At 58.0% G+C, this 19831-nt stretch carries 18 protein-coding genes; 7 read left to right on the top strand and 11 right to left on the bottom strand.

Translation table 11 applies throughout. The features are described from left to right. Positions 1–40 precede the first annotated feature (40 nt). Positions 41–424, top strand: coding sequence for a cupin domain-containing protein (locus ALP40_RS22870; RefSeq protein WP_122210427.1), 384 nt, complete (start codon positions 41–43; stop codon positions 422–424). A gap of 196 nt (positions 425–620) precedes the next feature. Here ALP40_RS22870 and ALP40_RS22865 read toward each other — a convergent pair whose 3' ends face one another. The 6 genes from ALP40_RS22865 to ALP40_RS22840 form a co-directional block, all read right to left on the bottom strand. Next, positions 621–1640 (bottom strand): hypothetical protein, encoded by a 1020-nt coding sequence (locus ALP40_RS22865; RefSeq protein ID WP_122210426.1) that lies wholly within the window; start codon positions 1638–1640, stop codon positions 621–623. A gap of 367 nt (positions 1641–2007) precedes the next feature. Beyond that, positions 2008–3615, bottom strand: coding sequence for a hybrid sensor histidine kinase/response regulator (locus ALP40_RS22860; protein WP_122210425.1), 1608 nt, complete (start codon positions 3613–3615; stop codon positions 2008–2010). Between the two features lie 132 nt (positions 3616–3747). Continuing rightward, complete coding sequence (locus ALP40_RS22855) at positions 3748–5502, bottom strand: ABC transporter ATP-binding protein (protein WP_122210424.1); 1755 nt, start codon at positions 5500–5502, stop codon at positions 3748–3750. A gap of 3 nt (positions 5503–5505) precedes the next feature. Next, on the bottom strand, positions 5506–6651 hold the full coding sequence (locus ALP40_RS22850) for a family 1 glycosylhydrolase (protein WP_122210423.1): 1146 nt from the start codon (positions 6649–6651) through the stop codon (positions 5506–5508). A 2-nt stretch (positions 6652–6653) separates the two neighbouring features. After that, entirely contained in the window at positions 6654–7850 is a 1197-nt protein-coding gene (glf, locus tag ALP40_RS22845; protein ID WP_122210422.1) for a UDP-galactopyranose mutase, read from the bottom strand. Then, positions 7838–8998 (bottom strand): glycosyltransferase family 1 protein, encoded by a 1161-nt coding sequence (locus tag ALP40_RS22840; RefSeq protein WP_122210421.1) that lies wholly within the window; start codon positions 8996–8998, stop codon positions 7838–7840. The genes glf and ALP40_RS22840 overlap by 13 nt, the downstream gene beginning before the upstream one ends. 412 nt (positions 8999–9410) lie before the next feature. Between ALP40_RS22840 and galE the strand changes: the two genes are divergently transcribed. The 4 genes from galE (at position 9411) to ALP40_RS22820 (ending at position 13181) form a co-directional block, all read left to right on the top strand. Then, entirely contained in the window at positions 9411–10439 is a 1029-nt protein-coding gene (gene galE, locus ALP40_RS22835) for a UDP-glucose 4-epimerase GalE (protein ID WP_122210420.1), read from the top strand. A gap of 103 nt (positions 10440–10542) precedes the next feature. Then, positions 10543–11058, top strand: a complete 516-nt coding sequence (locus tag ALP40_RS22830) for a ferritin-like domain-containing protein (protein ID WP_122210437.1) — start codon at positions 10543–10545, stop codon at positions 11056–11058. Between the two features lie 93 nt (positions 11059–11151). Further along, positions 11152–12012 (top strand): YgaP-like transmembrane domain, encoded by an 861-nt coding sequence (locus ALP40_RS22825; protein WP_122210419.1) that lies wholly within the window; start codon positions 11152–11154, stop codon positions 12010–12012. Beyond that, positions 12012–13181 (top strand): zinc-dependent alcohol dehydrogenase, encoded by a 1170-nt coding sequence (locus ALP40_RS22820; RefSeq protein WP_122210418.1) that lies wholly within the window; start codon positions 12012–12014, stop codon positions 13179–13181. The genes ALP40_RS22825 and ALP40_RS22820 overlap by 1 nt, the downstream gene beginning before the upstream one ends. A gap of 17 nt (positions 13182–13198) precedes the next feature. On the opposite strand, the gene ALP40_RS22815 is transcribed toward ALP40_RS22820, so the two are convergent. Genes ALP40_RS22815 through ALP40_RS22805 form a run of 3 tightly spaced genes read right to left on the bottom strand, consistent with a single transcriptional unit; the run spans position 13199 to position 14922 of the window. Further along, positions 13199–13765: a cupin domain-containing protein gene (locus ALP40_RS22815; RefSeq protein WP_122210417.1), complete on the bottom strand. Its 567-nt coding sequence runs from the start codon at positions 13763–13765 to the stop codon at positions 13199–13201. Between the two features lie 39 nt (positions 13766–13804). Then, positions 13805–14653 (bottom strand): OBAP family protein, encoded by an 849-nt coding sequence (locus ALP40_RS22810; RefSeq protein ID WP_259640742.1) that lies wholly within the window; start codon positions 14651–14653, stop codon positions 13805–13807. Positions 14654–14697: 44 nt separating this feature from the next. Then, complete coding sequence (locus tag ALP40_RS22805) at positions 14698–14922, bottom strand: metallothionein (RefSeq protein ID WP_122210415.1); 225 nt, start codon at positions 14920–14922, stop codon at positions 14698–14700. A gap of 240 nt (positions 14923–15162) precedes the next feature. Here ALP40_RS22805 and ALP40_RS22800 point away from each other — a divergent pair, with 240 nt between their 5' ends. After that, complete coding sequence (locus ALP40_RS22800) at positions 15163–17322, top strand: TonB-dependent receptor domain-containing protein (protein ID WP_122210414.1); 2160 nt, start codon at positions 15163–15165, stop codon at positions 17320–17322. Positions 17323–17342: 20 nt separating this feature from the next. On the opposite strand, the gene ALP40_RS22795 is transcribed toward ALP40_RS22800, so the two are convergent. Together ALP40_RS22795 and ALP40_RS22790 are read right to left on the bottom strand one after the other, a co-directional pair. Further along, positions 17343–17891, bottom strand: coding sequence for a cupin domain-containing protein (locus ALP40_RS22795; RefSeq protein WP_122210413.1), 549 nt, complete (start codon positions 17889–17891; stop codon positions 17343–17345). A gap of 103 nt (positions 17892–17994) precedes the next feature. Then, positions 17995–18756 carry a gamma-glutamyl-gamma-aminobutyrate hydrolase family protein gene (locus tag ALP40_RS22790; RefSeq protein ID WP_122210412.1) on the bottom strand — a complete coding sequence of 254 codons (762 nt, stop codon included), beginning with the start codon at positions 18754–18756 and terminating at the stop codon, positions 17995–17997. Between the two features lie 132 nt (positions 18757–18888). Here ALP40_RS22790 and ALP40_RS22785 point away from each other — a divergent pair, with 132 nt between their 5' ends. Then, on the top strand, positions 18889–19764 hold the full coding sequence (locus tag ALP40_RS22785; protein ID WP_122210411.1) for a LysR family transcriptional regulator: 876 nt from the start codon (positions 18889–18891) through the stop codon (positions 19762–19764). Positions 19765–19831: the final 67 nt, after the last annotated feature.

Genomic DNA, 19831 nt, shown 5'->3' with positions numbered 1-19831 from the left:
ATCGTTCCACCCCTGCCCTGATGAGCGCGAGGCATTTTTTATGAGTACACCCCCATCACGTCCCGAGAAGGCAATCAGTTTCAACGAAAAGCTTGCGTTGTTTTCCGAACACTGGACGCCAAAAGTCATTGCCCAGATGAACGACTACCAATTCAAACTGGTTAAGGTCCAGGGCGAGTTCTTATGGCACAGCCATGCCGATACCGATGAAGTGTTCATCGTTCTGGAGGGTGAACTCCAGATTCATTTTCGTGAGGGGTGCGTAACACTGGGTGCGGGGGAAATGTATGTGGTGGGCAAAGGCGTCGAACATAAGCCAAGCGCGAACAAAGAAGCAAAGATTTTATTAGTCGAACCCTGTGGCGTCACTAATACGGGTGAGCACACGAGTGCATTGACGGCAGAGAATGATGCCTGGATCTGAGGTCATGAACAGGCATATTTATAAAGCGACACAGTCGGGTTTATTGTTCGTGCGCAGACATTTACCAGAAGATAACGCAATAAAAATCCAACGTACTGTTTGATACTTCTCTGACTGAATAACCAGAAAGTGAACGATTGATCATAAAAAACGGGAGGCTCTTAAAGTCTCCCGTTTTACGCATCTGCGAATCGGATTAAACCGAAGCTACAACCTTGGCAGGTGGCTGAGTACGACGACCCAGTACGCCCGCACCCGCAGCAACCAGACCCGAGATCACCAGCGTAATCAGCAGAATCCAGGCACCTTGCGAGACGCGCTTGGCAGTGACTTCAGCGGCTTCACGGGCTTTCTGTTCAGCCTGAGCCTTCAATTCCTGATACTTGGCGTACGCCTGACGATAGCTGGCCTGAGCCTGATCGACGATCTGGTTGGCTTCTGCATCCGTCTTGTTGCCACGCGCCTTGATCAGATTGACCAGCGCCTGACGGTCAGCGGCATCCCAGGCCTGATCACCTTTGGCCTTGATGCGATCCATCAAGCCACCCAGTTGCTCATCAGCCTGCTGTGGGTTCTGCGCGCTGCGCTGAGCGGTGTTCTGCGCGTCCTGCTGGGCCGACTGGGCCTCTTGCTTGACGTTGTCCGGGTTCAACTCAGGCTTGCCGGTCTGACGCATGGCGGTTTCGATTTCGCCCTGAATATCGTTCAGGTTGAACTCGATGCCCTGCTGGCGCAGTTGATCCTGAATCTGGTTGCCCAATGCCGGCGCAGCTTGAGCGATACCGCTGCCCAGTGCGGACATGCCGCTGCCCGCCAGGTTCAGGCCGCCGCGCACCACGTCAGTCACTGCGCTGGTCACCAGATAGACCGTGATCAGCGAAACGCTTGCCCACACCAGCAGACCGTGGAAAGCGCCTTCACGCTGCGCCAGACGACCTGCAGCCCAACCGCCCACGAACAGAGAGATGACCGAGCTGACCACCACCCAGATCCCTGCACCCGTGCCAATCCCGGACATGGGGTTGGCTTCCTGCATAGGATCAATCGTGGAAGTACCAATGGCAGTGCCCAGAAGATTTAACAGCAATGAGACAACCATAGCCAGTACCACACCGGCCAGAATCGCGCTCCAGGAAATACGTTTGAGCAAGGGTGCCACGGTGTGGGTATCTGAATAGACAGATGCGCCCGGGGCGATGCGGTCATCGCGAATCATAATGATCATCCTTCGAGTCAGTGGCAGAACACGCTAACGCAGTTGGCGTACACTCCAATGACCTGAGGCGTGTTCAAGAAGTTTAATATTTTCTATAACTTTTTTTGCAGAGCAAATGCTCTACTTATCAAGACTTCAGAACAACGGAACGCAACGGCTCATTCATGTTCCAACTCGCTCGACATTAGGGCGGTTACTGCAAACAGTTTATGACACCGACATATTAAGTCATCGGACGACTGATAGCCTCACTGAATATCTAACTATGACGGTGTAGGACTTTTGCCACGAGTCTGTAGACGTCGCCTTCATACCGCGCATAAAAAAGCCTGATCGAGATCAGGCTTGATTGTTACGGGAGCGACCCTTACGCGATACCGTTCGGCCCGTCGAGCACTTGGCGGACTTTTCGGGCCAGGTCATGGGGCATGCAGGGCTTTGACACCACGTCGAATTCCGAACCACCGATGTCGGTGCGCTCTATCGAGCTTTCAGCGTAGCCGGTGGTCAGCAGCACTTTGATTTTCGGGTAGCGACGCTTTACTTCACGAGCCAGCATCACGCCGTTCATGCCGCCGGGCATGATCAGGTCGGTGAACAACAGGTCATAAGTGCTGCCAGACTCGAACTTTTTCAGCGCCTCACGCGCGTTGAGCACGATGTCCGAGCTGTAGCCGTAATCATCCAGCACCATTTTTGCCAGTTCTGCCACATCGGGCCTGTCTTCGACGATCAGAATCCGCTCGCTGCTACCAAGGCGCTGACGCTGCTCCAGCGCTTGAGGCGACTCGGAGGCAATCGTGGCTTCGTCAACAGGGAAGTAAAGGCGCAATGTAGTACCGACGCCCTCTTCCGTGTAAATGCGCGCCGCGCCGCCGGACTGCTTGGCAAAGCCATACACCATCGAAAGTCCGAGCCCCGAGCCCTTGCCTTCTTCTTTGGTGGTAAAGAACGGGTCCATCACACGATCACGAATACTGGACGGCATGCCAATACCGTTATCCGTAACGGCAATGCTTACATAACGTCCCGGCAACAGCCCGTCATAAGACATGTTGGCCAGTTCATCCACCACCAGGTTGCGTGTTTCGATAAACACCTTGGGATCAGGTCTGCCAATCAACGCGTCACGGGAGTTAATAAAAATATTCAGCAACGCAACTTCCGCCTGGGTCGGATCGATGCGGCAGTTTTTCAGAGCAGGATCAAGATCGGTTTCGATCGTCACTTCAGAGCCAAAGGTACGCTCTATAAGCGGTTCTGCCGTTGATATGAGCCCATTGAGATTGAGCACCCGGCCATGCAGTTTCTGTTTACGGGCAAAGGCCAACAGCTGCTTGGTCAACGTGCTGGCCCGTTCGACCGCCGACTTGGCGTGGTGAACACTGCGCTGAACGCGCGGTATATCAATCGTGGCCTTCTCCGCTGCACTGCCAATCAGGTCGATGTAACCGCCCATGACTTGCAGCAGGTTATTGAAATCATGAGCGATACCGCCTGTCAATTGCCCAAGCGCCTCCATTTTCTGCGCCTGGCGCAGCGCCTCCTCTGCGTCCCGACGGCGACTGATATCCAGCTGAGAGGCAAAGAAATAGATCAGATCGCCAGCGTCGTTATAAACCGGCGAAATGAACAAGGCGTTCCAGAACGAAGAGCCATCCTTACGGTAATTGAGGATCTCGGTCGAGATGTCGCTGCGCTCATGTATCGCGTTGCGAATGGCCTGTACCACCGCACGATCAGTCTCAGGCCCCTGCAGAAAGCGGCAGTTGGAGCCTATGATCTCTTCGGCCCCGTAACCGGTCATTTCCAGAAACGCTTTGTTGGCGAAGATGATCGGGTTGTCTTCGGTATTAGGGTCGGTCACGATCATCGGCATGCGCGTCGTTTCTACCGCAGCGAAGAAGATGTCCTTTCCCTTATGGGAGATGTTTCCGCTCGCCGTATTGTCGACACGGGTTTTGTTTTCCGACACGCCATGACTCCCAGAATAATGTCAGCGTGATTCCACGCGCTTATCCGACTACGACTGCATCACCCCCAAAAGGGTTCTGAGTTATCTCAAAAAATAGAATTATATGCATATGAATGGGCCAGCGAACTTAAATCATTCGCCGACCAGGGTTTGAGCGGCCCAGAGCGATTCATAGACACCGCCTTGTCTACGCAGTTGCGTGGGTGGACCTTCTTCTATGATCTGCCCGTCGTGCAGCACGATGACCCGATCAAAATTCGCCACGGTCGACAACCTGTGGGCCACGACCAGTACGGTTCTGCCCTGCATGAGCTTGGCCAATGCAGCCTGAATCACGGCCTCGGAGTGAGAATCCAGCGCTGAGGTGGCCTCGTCGAGGATCAGGATCGGCGCGTTCTTCAAAAACACCCTGGCCAACCCCAGGCGCTGACGCTGCCCCCCCGAGAGCTTGACGCCCCGCTCGCCGACCATCGTGTCATAACCTTCCGGCAGCGCCCGGATGAACTCATCGCAGTAAGCCTGGCGCGACGCCTGAATCACATCCTCATGTCGAGCGTCTGGCAGCCCATAGGCAATATTCTCGTAGATGGTGCGATTGAACAGCGTCGGTTCCTGGGGGACGACGGCGATCTGTTTCCTGAGACTGTCTTGGCTGACGGTACGAATATCGCGGTCGTCGATCAAAATCGCCCCGCTGCTTACATCATCCAGACGCTGAAACAGACTCAACAGTGTTGATTTGCCCGCACCGGACGAGCCGACAATGCCGACACGCTGCCCGGCAGGGATCTCAAGGTTCAAATGCTCGAAGATCTTGCGTCCCTCCGGGTAACGGTAAGACACGTCGATCACACGAATGGCCCCTCGGCTCGGTTTCAGCTCGGCCTTGGCATCCGTCAATGTGTAGGGCTGAACGATGATGCGCAGGGTTTCGGCAATGACGCCCAGTTGCTGGGAGGTATCGACCAGCGCCAGGGCAAGATCCCGCGAGCCGTGCAGAATCCGAAACGTCAGGGCACTGACCAGCACCACGTCGCCAGCCGTCACGGCCGAGTCGCGCCACAGCAGCAGCGCCCAGCCGAGCATTCCACCCGCCATCACAGACAGGCAGATATCGTGCAGCACCCGCGCCTTTTCCAGGTAAATCCAGCTGCGCCGCTGCGCGCTTGCCTCAACGCCGATGGACGCTTCGAGTCGCTGACGCTCCCGCTCGCGGGCTGAAAACGCCTTGATCGTCCAGATATTGGAAACCAGGTCCACCATCTCGCCTCCGACTCTGGCCGAGTGCGCGGCGAAATCGATGTGTTTCGAACGGCCACGTACACCGACCACTGTGATCAACGCCGCTACCAGCAATACACAGACAATCAGCACGTTCGCCATCGCGACCTTGACGGTATACAGCACGACCACGGCCCCCAGGAAATCGACGCACGGCGGAATGATCTTCCAGGCCAGCCCCCCGTAAATGGAGCCAGCGGCCGCGCCCGCAGCTGAAATGCGATTGGCGAGCGAGCCTGAAAAATGCTGAGAGAAAAAGCGCATCGGGTGGCCGGCCAAGTGGTTGAACAGGTCAACGCGCAGGTCGGCACAGCTGGCAACGACGGTTCTGCAACCCAGCCAGCCACCCAAACGCCAGAACACGTTTTCGACGACGATCAATCCGATGAACAACGCAAACGGAAACCAGATGTGTTCGCTCGCACGGTCACCCAGTGTCATCACATCGACCAGCATTTTCATGCCGTACTGAACCGCCACTGCACAACTGGCGGCGCCGATGATCAACGTCAGCATGGCGCCAAAGTGCCACGGCCTGAGTGCCACGTAACGTGCCAGGAATGCTACAGCGCGCCCAGGCAACGGCATCGATGAAGGTTTTGGCATGCGCTATCGGTCCCTTTCCGCACTCGCCACCAACGCCTGCAAGGCGTCGAACTCATCACGCTCCTTCTGTAGCGCGACCTGCAATGGATGGAACGCTGCGCGCTGCCCCTGACCATCGGCATACCCCAACAAGCCGGCCGGACAATAGCGGCCGTCGTCCCAGCCCGGATAATCCAGAATCGGATACCAGCAAATACCTTCGACAGGCACACCCGCCCGCATCGCCTTCTTGACCTGATCCGTCACGTAATGAAACCAAGGCAGGCGTTGATCGTCTTCGGCACCTGTTTCAGAAATCAGGATCGGCCTGCCATAGCGTGCATGCAGCTCCTTGAGCATGCCGTAGAACGGTCGATACTCATGCTCGCCGCGCATCACCCGAGGGCCGTTGAAGATCCACTGGTTATGGGGATAGAAGTTCGCGCCCAGAATATCCAGATAGTCCGCACGCCCTCCAAGCCCCGGCCATTGGCGTCCGCTCAGCAAATCCCAGGCTTCGAACTGCGCCAGTCGGTAGTTTTCCGCCGCTTCGATTTCGTCGATGCGACGGGTGGCCGGCATGACATGAATCAACGGATCAGCCTGCACAAAGCGGGCGCGGGGCTCGACCTCACGTATCGCCTCGATGGCTGCGATGCTGGCCCTGACCAACTGGTGCTTGAGTTCCATACCCCGGCGTTCTGCGCCGGGGTTGAAATACCCCACGTCTCCTCCCGCCCAGCTCCAGAACGACATCTCGTTGATGGGTGAGTAGAACGGAGCGGTTTCGCCCTCGTCCCGGACCACTTGCGCGACGGCCTTTGAAAACCGGGCGAAACGCTCGACGAATTGCGGTCGCCAGATGTCGAGTTCGTCGGGATAGCCATAATGACAAAGATCCCAGATAACCTGAGTGTTCTGCTGTCGGGCGGCGCGCAGCATGGGCAAAAAGCTGCCCCAGTCATAAACGCCGGGCCGGGGTTCGATCAAATGCCAGCGCAAGCCGCTGCGCACGGTGCGAATGCCGCACGCTGCCAGCGCCGAAAAGTCTTCTCCAGGCCAGCGTGCGTGCCCAGTGCTATGCAGCAGATCAAGCCTGACGCCATCACGTCGCCTGTGGCTTGAACATTCGAACCCGCCCACGAAAAAGCTTCTGAACAGACGCGACATGCTTAACCCCTCGCAGGCTGCTCTACGGCGACCGACTCCACTTGTCCGGGTGTTGCAGGTGCCTGTTCCTGAGCCAGACGCTGATACAACGCCAGCGCCTGCCCCACCACCTGATCCATGTTGTAGTACTTGTACGTACCCAGGCGTCCCAGAAAGGTGACGTTATCAGACTGATCGGCAAGGGCTTTGTAGCGCTTGTACAGGTCGACGTTCTCTTGACGAGGTATAGGGTAATAAGGGTCGCCATCGGCCGTTGGAAACTCATACGTCACGCTGGTTTTGGGGTGCTGCTGGCCGGTGAGGTGCTTGTATTCGGTAATGCGCGTGTAAGGCACCGTTTCATCCGGGTAGTTGACCACCGCCACGGGCTGCAATTGCACCTGATCCACCGTTTCGTGTTCGAAACGCAGCGATCGGTAAGGCAACCGCCCGTAGCAGTGCCCAAAAAATTCATCGATGGGGCCGCAGTAAACCAAGTGCTCATACCGCAGCGTGTCTCGCACTTTCGCAAAATCAATGCCCAGTACGATGTCGATTCGCTGATGGTCCAGCATGCGCTCGAACATCTTCGTGTAGCCGTGCAACGGCATTTTTTGAAAGGTATCGGTGAAGTAGCGACTGTCCGTACTGGTGCGCGTCGGCACTCGCGACGTCACCGACTTATCCAGTTGCGATGGGTCCAGTCCCCATTGCTTGCGTGTGTAACCCCGGAAGAACTTTTCGTACAGCTCACGCCCGATTTGATTGATCACCACGTCTTCGGAGGTCTTGATCACATCGACCGGCTCGGCACGTTCGGCGAGAAAGGCCTCGGCCTGCTGCTCGTTCATCTGCAAGCCGTACAGGCTGTTGAGCGTGTCCAGGTTGATCGGAATGGGCACCAGCTTGCCGTCCACGCTGGCCAGCACACGATGCTCGTAAGTGTGCCACTCGGTGAAACGCGATAAATACTCGACAATACGTTCGGCATTGGTATGAAAGATGTGCGGCCCATAGCGGTGCACCAACACACCTGCGCTGTCCAGATGATCGTATGCATTGCCGCCAATGTGAGCGCGGCGATCGATCAGCAATACACGTTTGCCAAGCCCCTCTGCCAATCGCTCTGCAAGCACGCTGCCGGCAAAGCCTGCGCCCACAATGAGAAAGTCATACGGCTGCGCGGTGTTGATCGCCGATTCGAGTGTTATTTCAGGCATGTGATCAGCTCCTTCATGGACGCGCAGGTTTTATCCCATGACATGTCCGCAAGCACCGCGTCGGCACGTCGGTTGAAATCCTCAGATTTGCCGTTGCCTTCCAGGGCCTGCTCGATGGCCGAGGCGAACGCCTCCGCATTGGCTGCGATGGCAACCAACCCGGTGTCGCCATAGGTCCTGACCACATCGGTGATCGGGGTCGACACCACAGGGCAACCGCCCGCCAGGTACTCGGGGGTTTTGGTGGGGCTTATGAACCGGGTCGATTCATTGAGCGCGAACGGCATCAGCGCCACGTCCCAGCCGGACAGGTAGGCTGGCAGTTCGTCGTAGGCTTTGCCGCCCAGGTAATGGAGGTTGGGTAATTGGGGCAGCGTCTGCGGGTCGATCTTGACCACCGGCCCGATCAACACAAATTGCCATTCTGGGTGAGCCGTTGCCAGTTGCCGAATCAGTTCGATGTCGAAGCGCTCATCGATGACGCCGAAAAAACCCAGTCTCGGATGCGCGAGCTTCTGTTGGTCCGACGGCTCAATCAGGCCCGTGCGTGCGGCGGAGAAATGCGTGATATCGACACTGCTGGGCATCGCGTGAACATTGCCATGTCTTTCTTTTTTTGCCTCCCACAAGCTGTAGCCGCCCGTGAACACGATATCGACCCGCTCCAGCAGGTCTTTTTCCAGTTCAAGCAATTCCGGTGGCGCGCCCTTGAACGCAGAGAGTTCATCCATGCAATCGTAAACAGTCGCCTGCGGCCACAAATGATCGGTGAACTTCAGGCTCATGGGCGTCAAGTACCACAACACCAGACCGTTGGCTGGATGCTCGTGAAACCACTCGTCCAGCAGCGTTCGCTGGAACTCGATCCGTTGATCTTCAAAAGCATCGTGGGGAATGCGGGGCACCAGCACGGTAACGCCACCGGCTTGCGGCAGGCACTCAAGCCAAGGCGTGGAAGCATCCGAGGGTACAGGTTCTTCGAAGAATATCACCTCGTAGTGCTGCGCCATGCGGGACATGATGTGCTGCGGCCGCTGATAGACGAACCCCCAGCGAAGGTGGGAAAGGCACAACAGCACGGGGCGTATTTCAGGCTGGATGTGCGTTGCAGTCGACAAGTCAGAATGAATCGCTTCTACACGGTTCATGGAGTTTCCCTTTTTATGGAAAAGTGCCGGACGAATCTGAAGGACGCCTCGCAAGGCTGGACTTCGACTGCATTCATGAAAAGACGGTAATGCCCAAAAAACAGGCGGCATTTGCGTTCTGAAATTATGGAGCGACCAGGCAGACCGACCGTTCATTTCTTCCGATGAAGTGCACGCACCGCTGGGAAAAATTCGTTGAACTCGTACGCTGCAAAGCGTCCCTATCCATAAGCGAATGCTGTTTTGGCACCTGCTGTGCGTCACGTTCAATGGGTCGATAGGTCCTGATTTTCGCTAGCAACCACTCCATGCGTGTCTCCCTCGTTGCCTCTCTGTAGGACGAGCAAGACGTCGCAGTGGAGTCGTCAGCCAGCCTCTGCCTGAGGCAGCGAAAACCAAAGGAAGGACAACCATGATCCTAGTGACCGGTGGTGCGGGATACATTGGCGCTCACATTGTGCTGGCGTTACTTGAGCACGGCAACGACGTGCTGGTGCTGGACAACCTGTGCAACAGTTCGCGAGAAACCCTTGATCGAGTGGTGAACATCACCGGGGGCCATTTCGACTTCATCCAGGGAGATATTCGCAGCAAGGCCACCTTGCAAGGGCTGTTTGCCGAATACCCCATAGACGCGGTGGTTCATTGCGCGGGCCTCAAGGCCGTGGGCGAAAGCGTTCGGGAGCCGTTGCGGTACTTCGAAACCAACGTCAGCGGCAGCGTCAATCTTTGTCAGGCGATGGCCGAAGCCGGCGTTTTCAATCTGCTGTTCAGCTCCTCAGCCACGGTGTACGGCGAATCCGAGCGCATGCCACTGGATGAAACCTGCGCACTGGGGTTGCCGACCAATCCATACGGGCACTCCAAGCTCATGGCCGAACACGTCATGAAAAGTGTTGCCAGTTCCGACCCGCGATGGACCATCGGTCTGCTGCGTTACTTCAATCCGATTGGCGCGCATCCATCCGGAATGCTCGGCGAGTCCCCTCGCAACACGCCGAACAACCTGCTGCCTTTTCTGTTGCAGGTCGCCAATCGGCAGCGCCCTGCCCTGCATGTATTCGGCAACGATTATCCGACGCCGGACGGTACTGGCGTGCGTGACTACCTGCATGTGGTGGATCTGGCCGAAGGTCATCTCAAAGCACTGAGGAGAATTCGCACTCAGCGAGGTGTGTCGGTCTGGAACCTGGGGACCGGTCGTGGCTACTCCGTGCTTGAGGTGGTGCGCACGTTCGAGCGCGTTTCCGGTGTGACGGTGCCGCTGGCCTTCGAACCGCGCCGCGCAGGCGATGTGGCGGCCTGCTGGTCGGATCCCGGAAAGGCTCGTCGCGAACTGCGCTGGCAGGCCAGGCATGATCTTGAAGCCATGTTGACCGATGCCTGGCGCTGGCAATGCATGAACCCACAAGGTGTTGAGCGACAGGTACTCGTCGGTTGAAGGTCGCTCAATGCCACTCGTCACCCTGCCGGGCAAACCTGGGAACCGGTCCGGCAAACCATTTTTCTACCCTTTTACCACTCACTTGGAAGAGGTAAGCGTCATGACTACGACTACAAAACAGGACAATCTGATTGACTGGCTGCGCGACGCCCACGCGATGGAACAGCAGGCGGAAAAGATGCTGACCGCACAGGCAGAAAGGCTGGAGCACTATCCGGTACTCAAAAAGCGGATTGAACAGCATATTGAAGAGACCCGGGGCCAACAGCAAAAGGTCGAAGCTTGCCTGACGCGCCTGGACAGCAGCCCGTCGACGATCAAGGACATTGGCGGAAAGCTGATGGCGCTTGGTCAGGGGTTAGGCGGCATGCTGATGTCCGATGAAGTCGTCAAAGGTGCGATGAGCGGCTATGTGTTCGAGAATATTGAAATTGCGACCTATACCGTACTCATCGAGGCTGCAGAGGCCGCGGGGGAAGCCCAGATTCGCAAGGATTGCGAGCAGATTTTGAAACAAGAGGTTGCGATGGCGGACTGGTTGAGGGAGCACCTGCCTGAAATCACCCGAGCGTTCCTGAACCGCTCGGAATCGCCCAACGTCGAAGCAAAACGCTGATAAGGATTCCTGAAACCAGACAGTGGTCGAGCGCGTATCACTGCAGTTGCCGCTCGACAGTTGCGCTGTCACTGATTCAACGAGGAGTGACTCATGAATCAATCTCCACTGGTGGCGGTCAAGTCCACGACTTGGCGCGTCAATCATCCTGACCTGAAAACCACTGAACGTGTCGTGTCCATCGCAGCCGGAAGTCTGCTGCTGGTCACCGCCCTGCGCCGCGGCGGTCTGATCGGCCTGTTGGGCGCTGCCGCAGGCGCTTATGGGGTGCTGCGGGGCGTGTCCGGGCGCTGTGCGGTGAAACGCAAACTGGCATCCACGCCCTTTGAACACCAATTTCAGAACGCCCACGGCTGGAAGGCCAGCGAGGCGATCTCCCGCAGTGTCACCATTGGCAAGCCGATGAGCGAGATACGTGCGTTCCTGGAGCAGCCGCAAAACATCGGCCCACTGATCCCTTGGGTCGACAGCATAGAAGCCATCGACACCGAAACCAGCAGATGGACCGTGCGAGGTCCACTGGGCCGCACTTTGAACTGGACGCTGCAACGCTCGCCCTCGTCTGAACACGACAGCCTGCACTGGCAAACCCTGCCTGCCGGAAAGTGGCAGCACAACATCTCGGCCTCTTTAAAGCCGGCCCCCGGCAACCGCGGCACAGAACTTAAAGTCATCGTCGTGTGCGAACCGTCCGGTGGCGACCTTGGTCATGCTCTGGCCAAAGCGATCAGCGCGTTCAGCGACAAGGCGTTGCTCAATCTGTTGAGCAATCTCAAGCAGCAGCTGGAAACCGGCGAAGTCAGTACCAATCAGATGCGCGCCAGCGAAGTGCGCGACTTCATGTTTCTCCACGGTCAGGCAACGGATGCCTCAGCGTCATCTCCTGAACATGAACAGCCGGATGTCATGGCAGTGCAACGTTCACAACCGCAACTGGAAAGGGGGAATGCCTGATGCGTGCTCTGACTTGGCAAGCGCCCAACAAACTGCAAGTCGATACGGTCCCGGACCCGACCATCCTCAATCCCAGGGACGCGATTATCCGCGTGACCTTGTCCTCGGTCTGCGGCTCGGACCTGCACCTGCTGGGCGGCTACGTTCCGGCCATGAAGCCTGGCGATATCATTGGCCATGAGTTTCTCGGCGAAGTCGTCGAAACAGGCTCACAGGTAAAAACCGTCAAGAAAGGCGACAGGGTCATCACCATTTCCATCATCGGCTGCGGCCAGTGTGAACCCTGTAAACGCAGCGACTTCTCGTGCTGCGACAACTCAAACCCCAATCCGTCGACCACCGACATTGCCTACGGCCAGCCTTGCTGCGGCATCATCGGCTACAGCCATGCCTTTGGCGGATACGCCGGCAGCCACGCCACGTACGTGCGGGTGCCCTTCGCCGACGTCAACCTGTTTACGGTGCCGGAAGGCGTCCGCGACGAACAGGCGTTGTTTGTCTCCGATGCAGCCCCGACCGGTTATTTTGCAGCGGATAACGCAGACATCGAGCCAGGCGACATCGTCGCGGTGTGGGGGTGCGGCGGCGTGGGCTTGATGGCGATTCGCAGTGCCTATCTGCTCGGCGCTGAACAGGTGATCGCCATTGATCGTTACCCTGATCGCTTGCGTCTCGCGCAGCAGAAGGCCGGGGCCAGCGTGATCAATTACGAAACCACTGATGTTCACGAAGCGTTGTTGGAACTGACCGGAGGCCGGGGGCCGGATCGCTGCATCGATTGCGTGGGCATGGAGGCTCATGGCACGGAAATCGATTACGCCTACGACAAGGCCAAGCAGATGCTGCGCCTGCACACAGAACGCGGCACCGTTCTGCGCCAGGCGATACGCGCCTGCCGCAAGGGTGGAACCGTGTCTGTGGTCGGCGTTTATGGCGGTCTGCTGGACAAGTTCCCAATGGGGGCCATCGTCAACAAGGCGCTGACGTTACGCTCCGGCCAGCAGCCCGGACAGCGCTATGCTCCCACGCTGTTCAACCACATCCTGAATGGCGAGCTGGATCCCTCCTACTTGCTGACGCACCGAATGAGTCTGGAGGACTCCCCGAAAGGCTACGCCCTGTTCAAGGAAAAATCCGATCAGTGCCTGAGGGCGGTGTTTGCGCCCTGATGAAAGATCGACGGGGCTCAGGCCCCGTCGTGTTCATCGACGATCCAGGTATTGATCAACGAACCGCCCTGCCCCGTGACCGGATCGATACGTGGCGTGGACACTCTGGCGATACGTTTGACTGCCCGATCATGAACCGCCGGGTCGACGCGCTGGATGTCGTAATCTTCCTGACCCCGGGGATAAGCCCCGACCACCAGAAAGTCGTCGCTCTGTTCACGCCGGCAATGGCCCGTTCCAGCAGGCAGAACCAACACATCGCCCGCCTTCACCTCAAGATCGCTGCCATTTTCTCCGCCCAGTCGAAGCGTAGCGTGACCAGTGGCGACACCTAGCACTTCATGAGCCGTTGAATGGTAATGGTGATAGTCGAAAACGCCATCTCGCCAAAGGGGTTTCCATTCGTTACGGTCAAACAAACGCTCGAAAGCGGTCGCCACGTCCAGGTTGGCGCGGACGGGAAGCTCATACACCAGCACCGGAAACGGGCTGTTGGGCGTGGCACCGTCGTCTTCGAAAAACAGAACATGGGGCACCAGTCCAACCATCTCTTCGTTCGTGAAATTTGTACTGAGGTTGCTCATTGCAACAACTCCTCCATCAAATTCAGGCTGTCGGTCATCTCAAGGCGACGGCGAGCGGCTGTTGACGCCTTTATCACCTTCCTGCGCAGGACGGGCAGCCGGGTGGTGTGACGCGGTTCCGCTCGGATCGGGAACCTGGATGACTTTGCCGTTCATCCATGCATTGGCGCCCGGTAGCACCGGCTGGGGCTTGATGTCCTTGCGAGAGTCACGCTCGGCAGCACTGTCCACGCCCATACGCTCGTCACGCGCGTTGACCATGTCCGGATCTGCCTGGCCGTCGCGGGTGAACCCCATCATCAATTGCGGAACGCCCAACGGCAGCGATTTATCCTTGTCGGTGTGCCAGGTATGCCACGTCTTGCCATAGGTATTGACGAGTTTTTCCATCAACGCATGTTCGGCAGGTTCCGGAATGCCCGGCGCAATCAGTTGACCAGAGGTGACCTCGTGGGAATGGCTGTGCCAGTAGGCCTTTTCTCCAGGCGGCAGGCCTTCGAACAGCTTGGCACTGATGATGTACTCGACGCCCATCAGATGCGCCTCTTTGACGTTGCCGTCGTAGATCACGCACTGGATGACCTCCTCGTTGAGAATCGAGCAGTAGTGATGAGCTTCCATTTGTGAGTGCATCATGCCGTTATAAAAATGAAAGCCATCCAGGTAGGTATTCAATGCGTCGAGCGGCGGACGGGACTGCAGCACTGCGGCACCGGTTTCCAATACTGCCGTCGACGTCTGCTTCTCGGCGCCTGGGGACGAAACCGGCGGACGTGTGTCGGTGCCATTGCAGGCTGAAAGCGCTGCCAGCGTGGCCAGCAGCGCTAATTGTTTAGGCGTCGGCGCGTGAATCTTGCGCAAACGGCGGTGGAGCGTTGTAAATATCACTGTCATATCCTTTGGACATTGATGTTGAAATGAAACGAGTGACCTCAAGGCGAAATCGGATCGCTTGCCGGAAAGGTTTCCTCCACGGCCTCGTCCAGTCTCTTCTCCGCTGCCTCTTCGCAGTGACATCCAGACGACTGGCAGTGCTGATGATTGACGTGGTGCTCGGCGCAGGCTTCGCAGCAAAAGCGTTGGCCATCGCGCTCGACCGCCTGATCGCCGGTGGTTGCGCATTCACAGTGTGGGCACGCACAGATTTGTTCAGTCATAAAGCTCTCCTGAGATGGAAACGCGCCAGACTCGACGCCTTCAGTTTCGAAGCAGAGCCACGCCGATAGTTGTCGGAATCTGTCCCGGCACCGACCAGCGGTGGCCTTTGCGTATCCCTACGTGACGCGTCGGACACATCCGGCATCGAACATTCTTTCCCCAGAACACGCATGGCCCCGGCTCTGCGATAGCCGTTGCCTCATGAATGTGTAACGGCCCAAGCCAAGAGGCCCTTGCACGTGCAACACACCCCGCCTTTCCCGCTTTCTGCTTTCAATCGCTCGTTGCAACTGATCGGTTTGACCACCGCCTTCGTCTGCGCAGGTCAGGTCAAGGCGGACCAGACCGTCAACCTGTCCAGCATCGAAGTCGGCGCAAACACCGTCCAAAGTCCGGCCGCCGTTGCCCGGGAGTCCTTACACAGCGTGCCCGGCGCTATCAATGTCGTGGACCTGAACCGGGTCGATCAAGGCCGTGTCGCCACCAACGAAGATGTATTTCGCTATCAGGCGGGCGTCTACGCGAAGGCAGCCAATAATGAAGGCGCGAAGATTTCGATTCGCGGTTCAGGCCTTAATCGAGCACCGGGAGCGCACGCGTCAGGATTGTTTGAAATGCTCGATGGCTTGCCGCTGACCGGCCCGGGTGGCACGCCCTACGAACTCAAGGAGCCGCTGTGGTTGAGTCATGTCGAGGTGCGGCGTGGCGCGAACGGGTTTGAACTGGGCTCATTGGCCTTGGGCGGTGCGGTCAACTACGTCACCCACACCGGGTACGATGCGCCGCGCTTGCAGGTGCGTTACGAAGCCGGAAGTCACGGCTACGCCAAGCGCCAGATCAGCGCCGGCGACGTGCAGGGCAACCTGGACTACTACGTCGCGCTGACAGATTCGAACGACGACGGCTTTCAGGATCAGAGTTCGGGCGGCAGCAAAGGCATGACCGCCAACGTTGGCTATCGCTTCAGCCCCGACCTGGAAACCCGCTTCTTCTTTCGTTACCGCGAAACGGACAACGATTCCCCCGGCCGACTGACCCGCGATCAGATTCGTCATGATCCGCGCGCCGCCAATGCGCTCAATGTCGCTCGAGACTCCAAACGCCTGCAACCGGGCAGCACCTGGCTGGGCAATAAAACCACGTTTTACCTGGACGACAGCTCCCGGATCGAAACCGGACTGGTTTACCACGACTATCCGATGGACCTGCGCGAAGGCACCAATCGCTTGAAGGTTGCGTACACGGACATCAGCGGCACCTTGAATTACATCCGACAAGACACGCTGTCTGGACATCAAAGCAATACGACACTGGGCCTGCGCACGACCAAAGGCCTGCCGAATAACGGCGCCTCTGAATTCGTGCGCGTTCCGGCCGGCAACACCGCCAGTTACGCACCGGGCACACGAACTCGGGATTACAGCTACCTGGGTTCGGACAGCGTTCTGCAGTTGAGCAACGACCTGGAGCTGGTGCCGGACCTGTGGCTCACCACAGGCGTGGCGGCCATCTATACCCGACGCGAAACAGAGGTCACCTACCCCACCAACCAGCAAGCCGTCAGCACCCATGCCTGGGACTATGCCTCGCGCCTCGGCCTGCGCTACGACTTCACACCGCAGTTGCAGGTCTATGGCAACCTGAGCCGTTCGGTCGAGCCACCGCACGCCTGGTCGATGATCTGGGGTTCGAATCGCTTTTTTCCCGCGGGAAGCGGCCCGGCGACGGGGTTACAACAGGTTGGCGTGAAACTTGAAAATCAGACCGCGACTACCCTGGAACTCGGAGGGCGCGGCCAGGGATGGATGGGTCAATGGGAATTGGGGTGGTATTACTCGCAGGTCAGGCATGAGCTGCTCAGCGTCGAAACCCAAGCTGCGAGCGCAACCGCGTCGCAGGTGATCGCCGAATCCAATGCCAGCCCTACCGTTCACACCGGTGTCGAACTGAGTCTCGACAGTCCGCTGTGGCAAGGCGGCGCGGCAGGCAAGGTAGACCTGCGCCAGGCCTATACCTTCAGCGACTTTCACTACCGGGACGATGACCGCTTTGGCGGCAACGCCCTGCCCGGTATCCCAAGGCATTACTACCAGGCGGAGCTGCGGTACAGCCATCCGACGGGTTTTTATGCAGGGCTGAACACTGAGCATGCGTCGAGAACGGCAGTGGATTACGCCAATTCGTTCTACGCCGATGCCTACACCTTGCTGGGAGCAACGTTCGGCTACGCTTCGCCCAAAGACGACTGGCAAACCTGGCTGGACCTGCGCAATCTGACCAATCGGCGTTATGCCAATACGGTCACGCCGGGTTATGACGACAATGGGCGCGACGTGGCACGTTCCACGCCCGGTGATGGCATGGGCGTGTATGCGGGTGTGTCCTGGAGCCTGCGCTGACGAACAGGCTGGGTGGCTGATCAAAAATTGGCGGGGGTGTTGGCGCTGATGATTTCGGCTTCGTCCTGACCGATGTTGCGAAAGCGATGCGGCAAAGTGGTGGGGAAATAATAGCCATCACCGGGACCGAGAATGTTGATCTGGCCATTGATGGTCAGCTCGACCGTCCCGCGCGTCACCAGGCCACACTCCTCGCCTTCGCTGTGTACGATCGGCTCCTCACCGGAGTCGGCGCCGGGCGCGTATTGCTCACGCAAAAAGCGCATCTGACGGCTCGGCAGTGTCGCGCCCACCAGTAGCAGACGAACACCATTGCGGCCCAGATCGGGCTGATCGTTGCCTCGAAAAACGTACTGATCCTGACCCGGGGGCTGGTCGAAGGTAAAAAAGTCGGCCAGTGACATGGGGATGCCTTCCAGCAGCTTTTTCAGGGAGCTGATCGAGGGGCTGACGCGATTCTGTTCTATCAGGGAAATCGTGGCATTGGTCACACCACTGCGTCTGGCCAGTTCGCGTTGCGACAGTTTGTAGCTTTCACGCACCAGCTTGAGTCGTGCTCCCGTATCCATTAGCGGCCTTATGCGAAATATATCCGGTGAAGAGGCTGGACCCCGCGCCCTTACACGCGAGGAACCTCAAAGCCGGTTATTAAATCACGTTTGCCCGTGCTGCTCAGCAGTTGATAGAGGGCCGGCTTCGGGCATAGACCTGACATGCCTGGCGAAAGGCGTCGAATAGTGCAAGTGACACAGGGTTGTCCAGAAACGCCCACTCAGGATGCCATTGCACGCCCAACACAAAGCCTGGCGCGCCTGGCAATGAAACGGCCTCTATCAGACCGTCAGGCGCCAGGGCTTCTGCGCGCAAGTCGGACGCCAGGCGATCAATGCCTTGGCTGTGCAGACTGTTGACCTCAAAATCCGGTGCCAGTCCCAATGCGTCCAGCACGCCACCCTTTTGAACAGACACCGAATGCTGTGGAGCGTACTGCTCAGCCAGCGACTCACTTTGTGGTTCTCGATGGTCCAGATAGCCCGGCAGCTCCTGGACTCGCTGGTGAAGACTGCCGCCCAATGCAACGTTCAGCTCCTGAAACCCGCGGCAGATGCAAATTACCGGTACGCCTTGAGCGATGGCTGCCCTCAACAATGGCAACGTAGTGCGGTCACGAAACACGTCATGTGCGGTGCCTTCGGCGCTTGGCGTACCGTTGTAATGGTGCGGCTCTACATTAGAAGGCGAGCCGGTGAACAGCAACCCGTCAAGGTGCGCCAGAAGCTGCGCGGGTTCCACTGGTGTATCCAGCGCGGGCAGGATCATCGGAATACCGGCATACCCCGCAGCCTCAACGTATTTGTCGCCTGCCGTGTGCGACGAATACTTACCCAATTGCTGGCGACACGCAGTGACACCAATTAACGGAAGTCGGGACATGGGTGGGCTCCTGCAATGACGTCATGAATAACCAGGCGGCCGCTACGACCGCTGTTCGGTTTGGATGAAAGCAGTTTAGGATAGTCATTTACGCAATCGACATGGGCATTTTGACAAAGGAACTGTGCATCGATGCACTATGAAGTCACCTACGCTGATCTTTCTCTGGTACTTGCATTAGTGAGAGGTCGCACGCTGGCGCGAGCGGCCGAACTCATGCAGGTCGACATTTCCACCGCGTTTCGCTCGATCAAACGCCTGGAAGCTGCGTTAGGCCTGGCGTTGTTTGAAAAAAACCGACGCGGTTACATTCCGACCGATACCGCGACCGCAATGGCCGAGCAGGCCGAACGTGCCGAGCTTGCGTTGAATGCTGCACGTGTCGCCTTGCAGCAAGGGGAAGCGGTCGTAAGCGGAACAGTCAGACTGACCTGCACCGACGCCGTGTTGCACAACCTGTTACTGCCCGCCCTCGCCCGTTTCATGCCCGAGTATCCGGCTTTGACACTGGAACTGGCCACGTCGAACTCGTTTGCCAATCTGAGTCGCCGCGACGCCGACATCGCTCTGCGTTTGACTAACACCCCGCCAGAGCATCTGGTGGGCCGCCGTATTGGCACCGCCGACTACGTTATCTGTGGCGTGCCCGGGTTTCGCGACGCTCTGGAAACGTCGCCAAGCTCCGTGCCGTGGATCAGCCCCGACGAATCGATGCCCGACCATACCTCCGTGATCTGGCGCAGCCAGGCATTCCCGGATGCGGTGCCCCGTTACCGTTGCAGCAGCATGTCGGCCGTTTCGCAATTGGTGGCTGCCGGACTGGGGGTTGCGGCCCTGACTGACTTCACCGCGCGCGGCTTGCCAGGGGTTGAGCGACTCAGCGCGCCATTGGAAGGCTGTAGCACCGACCTCTGGCTACTGACTCGCCCCGATAGCCGAGCCCTGCGCTCTGTCCAGACCCTCCTGGATGAACTGGCCCCCTTGCTGCGCGAAGCATTGCAGCCGTGACTCGGCGTTCATAGTGCAGGAGCGCGCTTGCCCCGCGACCTGCCGGGCACCGGCAGCAAAACCTGCG

Origin of the sequence: Pseudomonas viridiflava, from assembly GCF_003702045.1 — a bacterium.
In the GTDB taxonomy this organism is placed as follows: domain Bacteria; phylum Pseudomonadota; class Gammaproteobacteria; order Pseudomonadales; family Pseudomonadaceae; genus Aquipseudomonas; species Aquipseudomonas viridiflava_C.
Note: the sequence above shows the minus strand (reverse complement) of the source record. Positions and strands in the feature narration are given on the sequence as shown.

What these genes read in the sequence shown, in the direction of transcription:
- ALP40_RS22820 (WP_122210418.1), top strand. Translation starts at nt 12,012, where the DNA reads ATGCGTGCTCTGACTTGGCAAGCGCCCAACAAACTGCAAGTCGATACG.
- ALP40_RS22870 (WP_122210427.1), top strand. Translation starts at nt 41, where the DNA reads ATGAGTACACCCCCATCACGTCCCGAGAAGGCAATCAGTTTCAACGAA.
- ALP40_RS22865 (WP_122210426.1), bottom strand. Translation starts at nt 1,640, where the DNA reads ATGATTCGCGATGACCGCATCGCCCCGGGCGCATCTGTCTATTCAGAT.
- ALP40_RS22795 (WP_122210413.1), bottom strand. Translation starts at nt 17,891, where the DNA reads ATGGATACGGGAGCACGACTCAAGCTGGTGCGTGAAAGCTACAAACTG.
- ALP40_RS22855 (WP_122210424.1), bottom strand. Translation starts at nt 5,502, where the DNA reads ATGCCAAAACCTTCATCGATGCCGTTGCCTGGGCGCGCTGTAGCATTC.
- ALP40_RS22830 (WP_122210437.1), top strand. Translation starts at nt 10,543, where the DNA reads ATGACTACGACTACAAAACAGGACAATCTGATTGACTGGCTGCGCGAC.
- ALP40_RS22815 (WP_122210417.1), bottom strand. Translation starts at nt 13,765, where the DNA reads ATGAGCAACCTCAGTACAAATTTCACGAACGAAGAGATGGTTGGACTG.
- ALP40_RS22785 (WP_122210411.1), top strand. Translation starts at nt 18,889, where the DNA reads ATGCACTATGAAGTCACCTACGCTGATCTTTCTCTGGTACTTGCATTA.
- glf (WP_122210422.1), bottom strand. Translation starts at nt 7,850, where the DNA reads ATGCCTGAAATAACACTCGAATCGGCGATCAACACCGCGCAGCCGTAT.
- ALP40_RS22805 (WP_122210415.1), bottom strand. Translation starts at nt 14,922, where the DNA reads ATGACTGAACAAATCTGTGCGTGCCCACACTGTGAATGCGCAACCACC.
- ALP40_RS22790 (WP_122210412.1), bottom strand. Translation starts at nt 18,756, where the DNA reads ATGTCCCGACTTCCGTTAATTGGTGTCACTGCGTGTCGCCAGCAATTG.
- ALP40_RS22850 (WP_122210423.1), bottom strand. Translation starts at nt 6,651, where the DNA reads ATGTCGCGTCTGTTCAGAAGCTTTTTCGTGGGCGGGTTCGAATGTTCA.
- ALP40_RS22825 (WP_122210419.1), top strand. Translation starts at nt 11,152, where the DNA reads ATGAATCAATCTCCACTGGTGGCGGTCAAGTCCACGACTTGGCGCGTC.
- galE (WP_122210420.1), top strand. Translation starts at nt 9,411, where the DNA reads ATGATCCTAGTGACCGGTGGTGCGGGATACATTGGCGCTCACATTGTG.
- ALP40_RS22840 (WP_122210421.1), bottom strand. Translation starts at nt 8,998, where the DNA reads ATGAACCGTGTAGAAGCGATTCATTCTGACTTGTCGACTGCAACGCAC.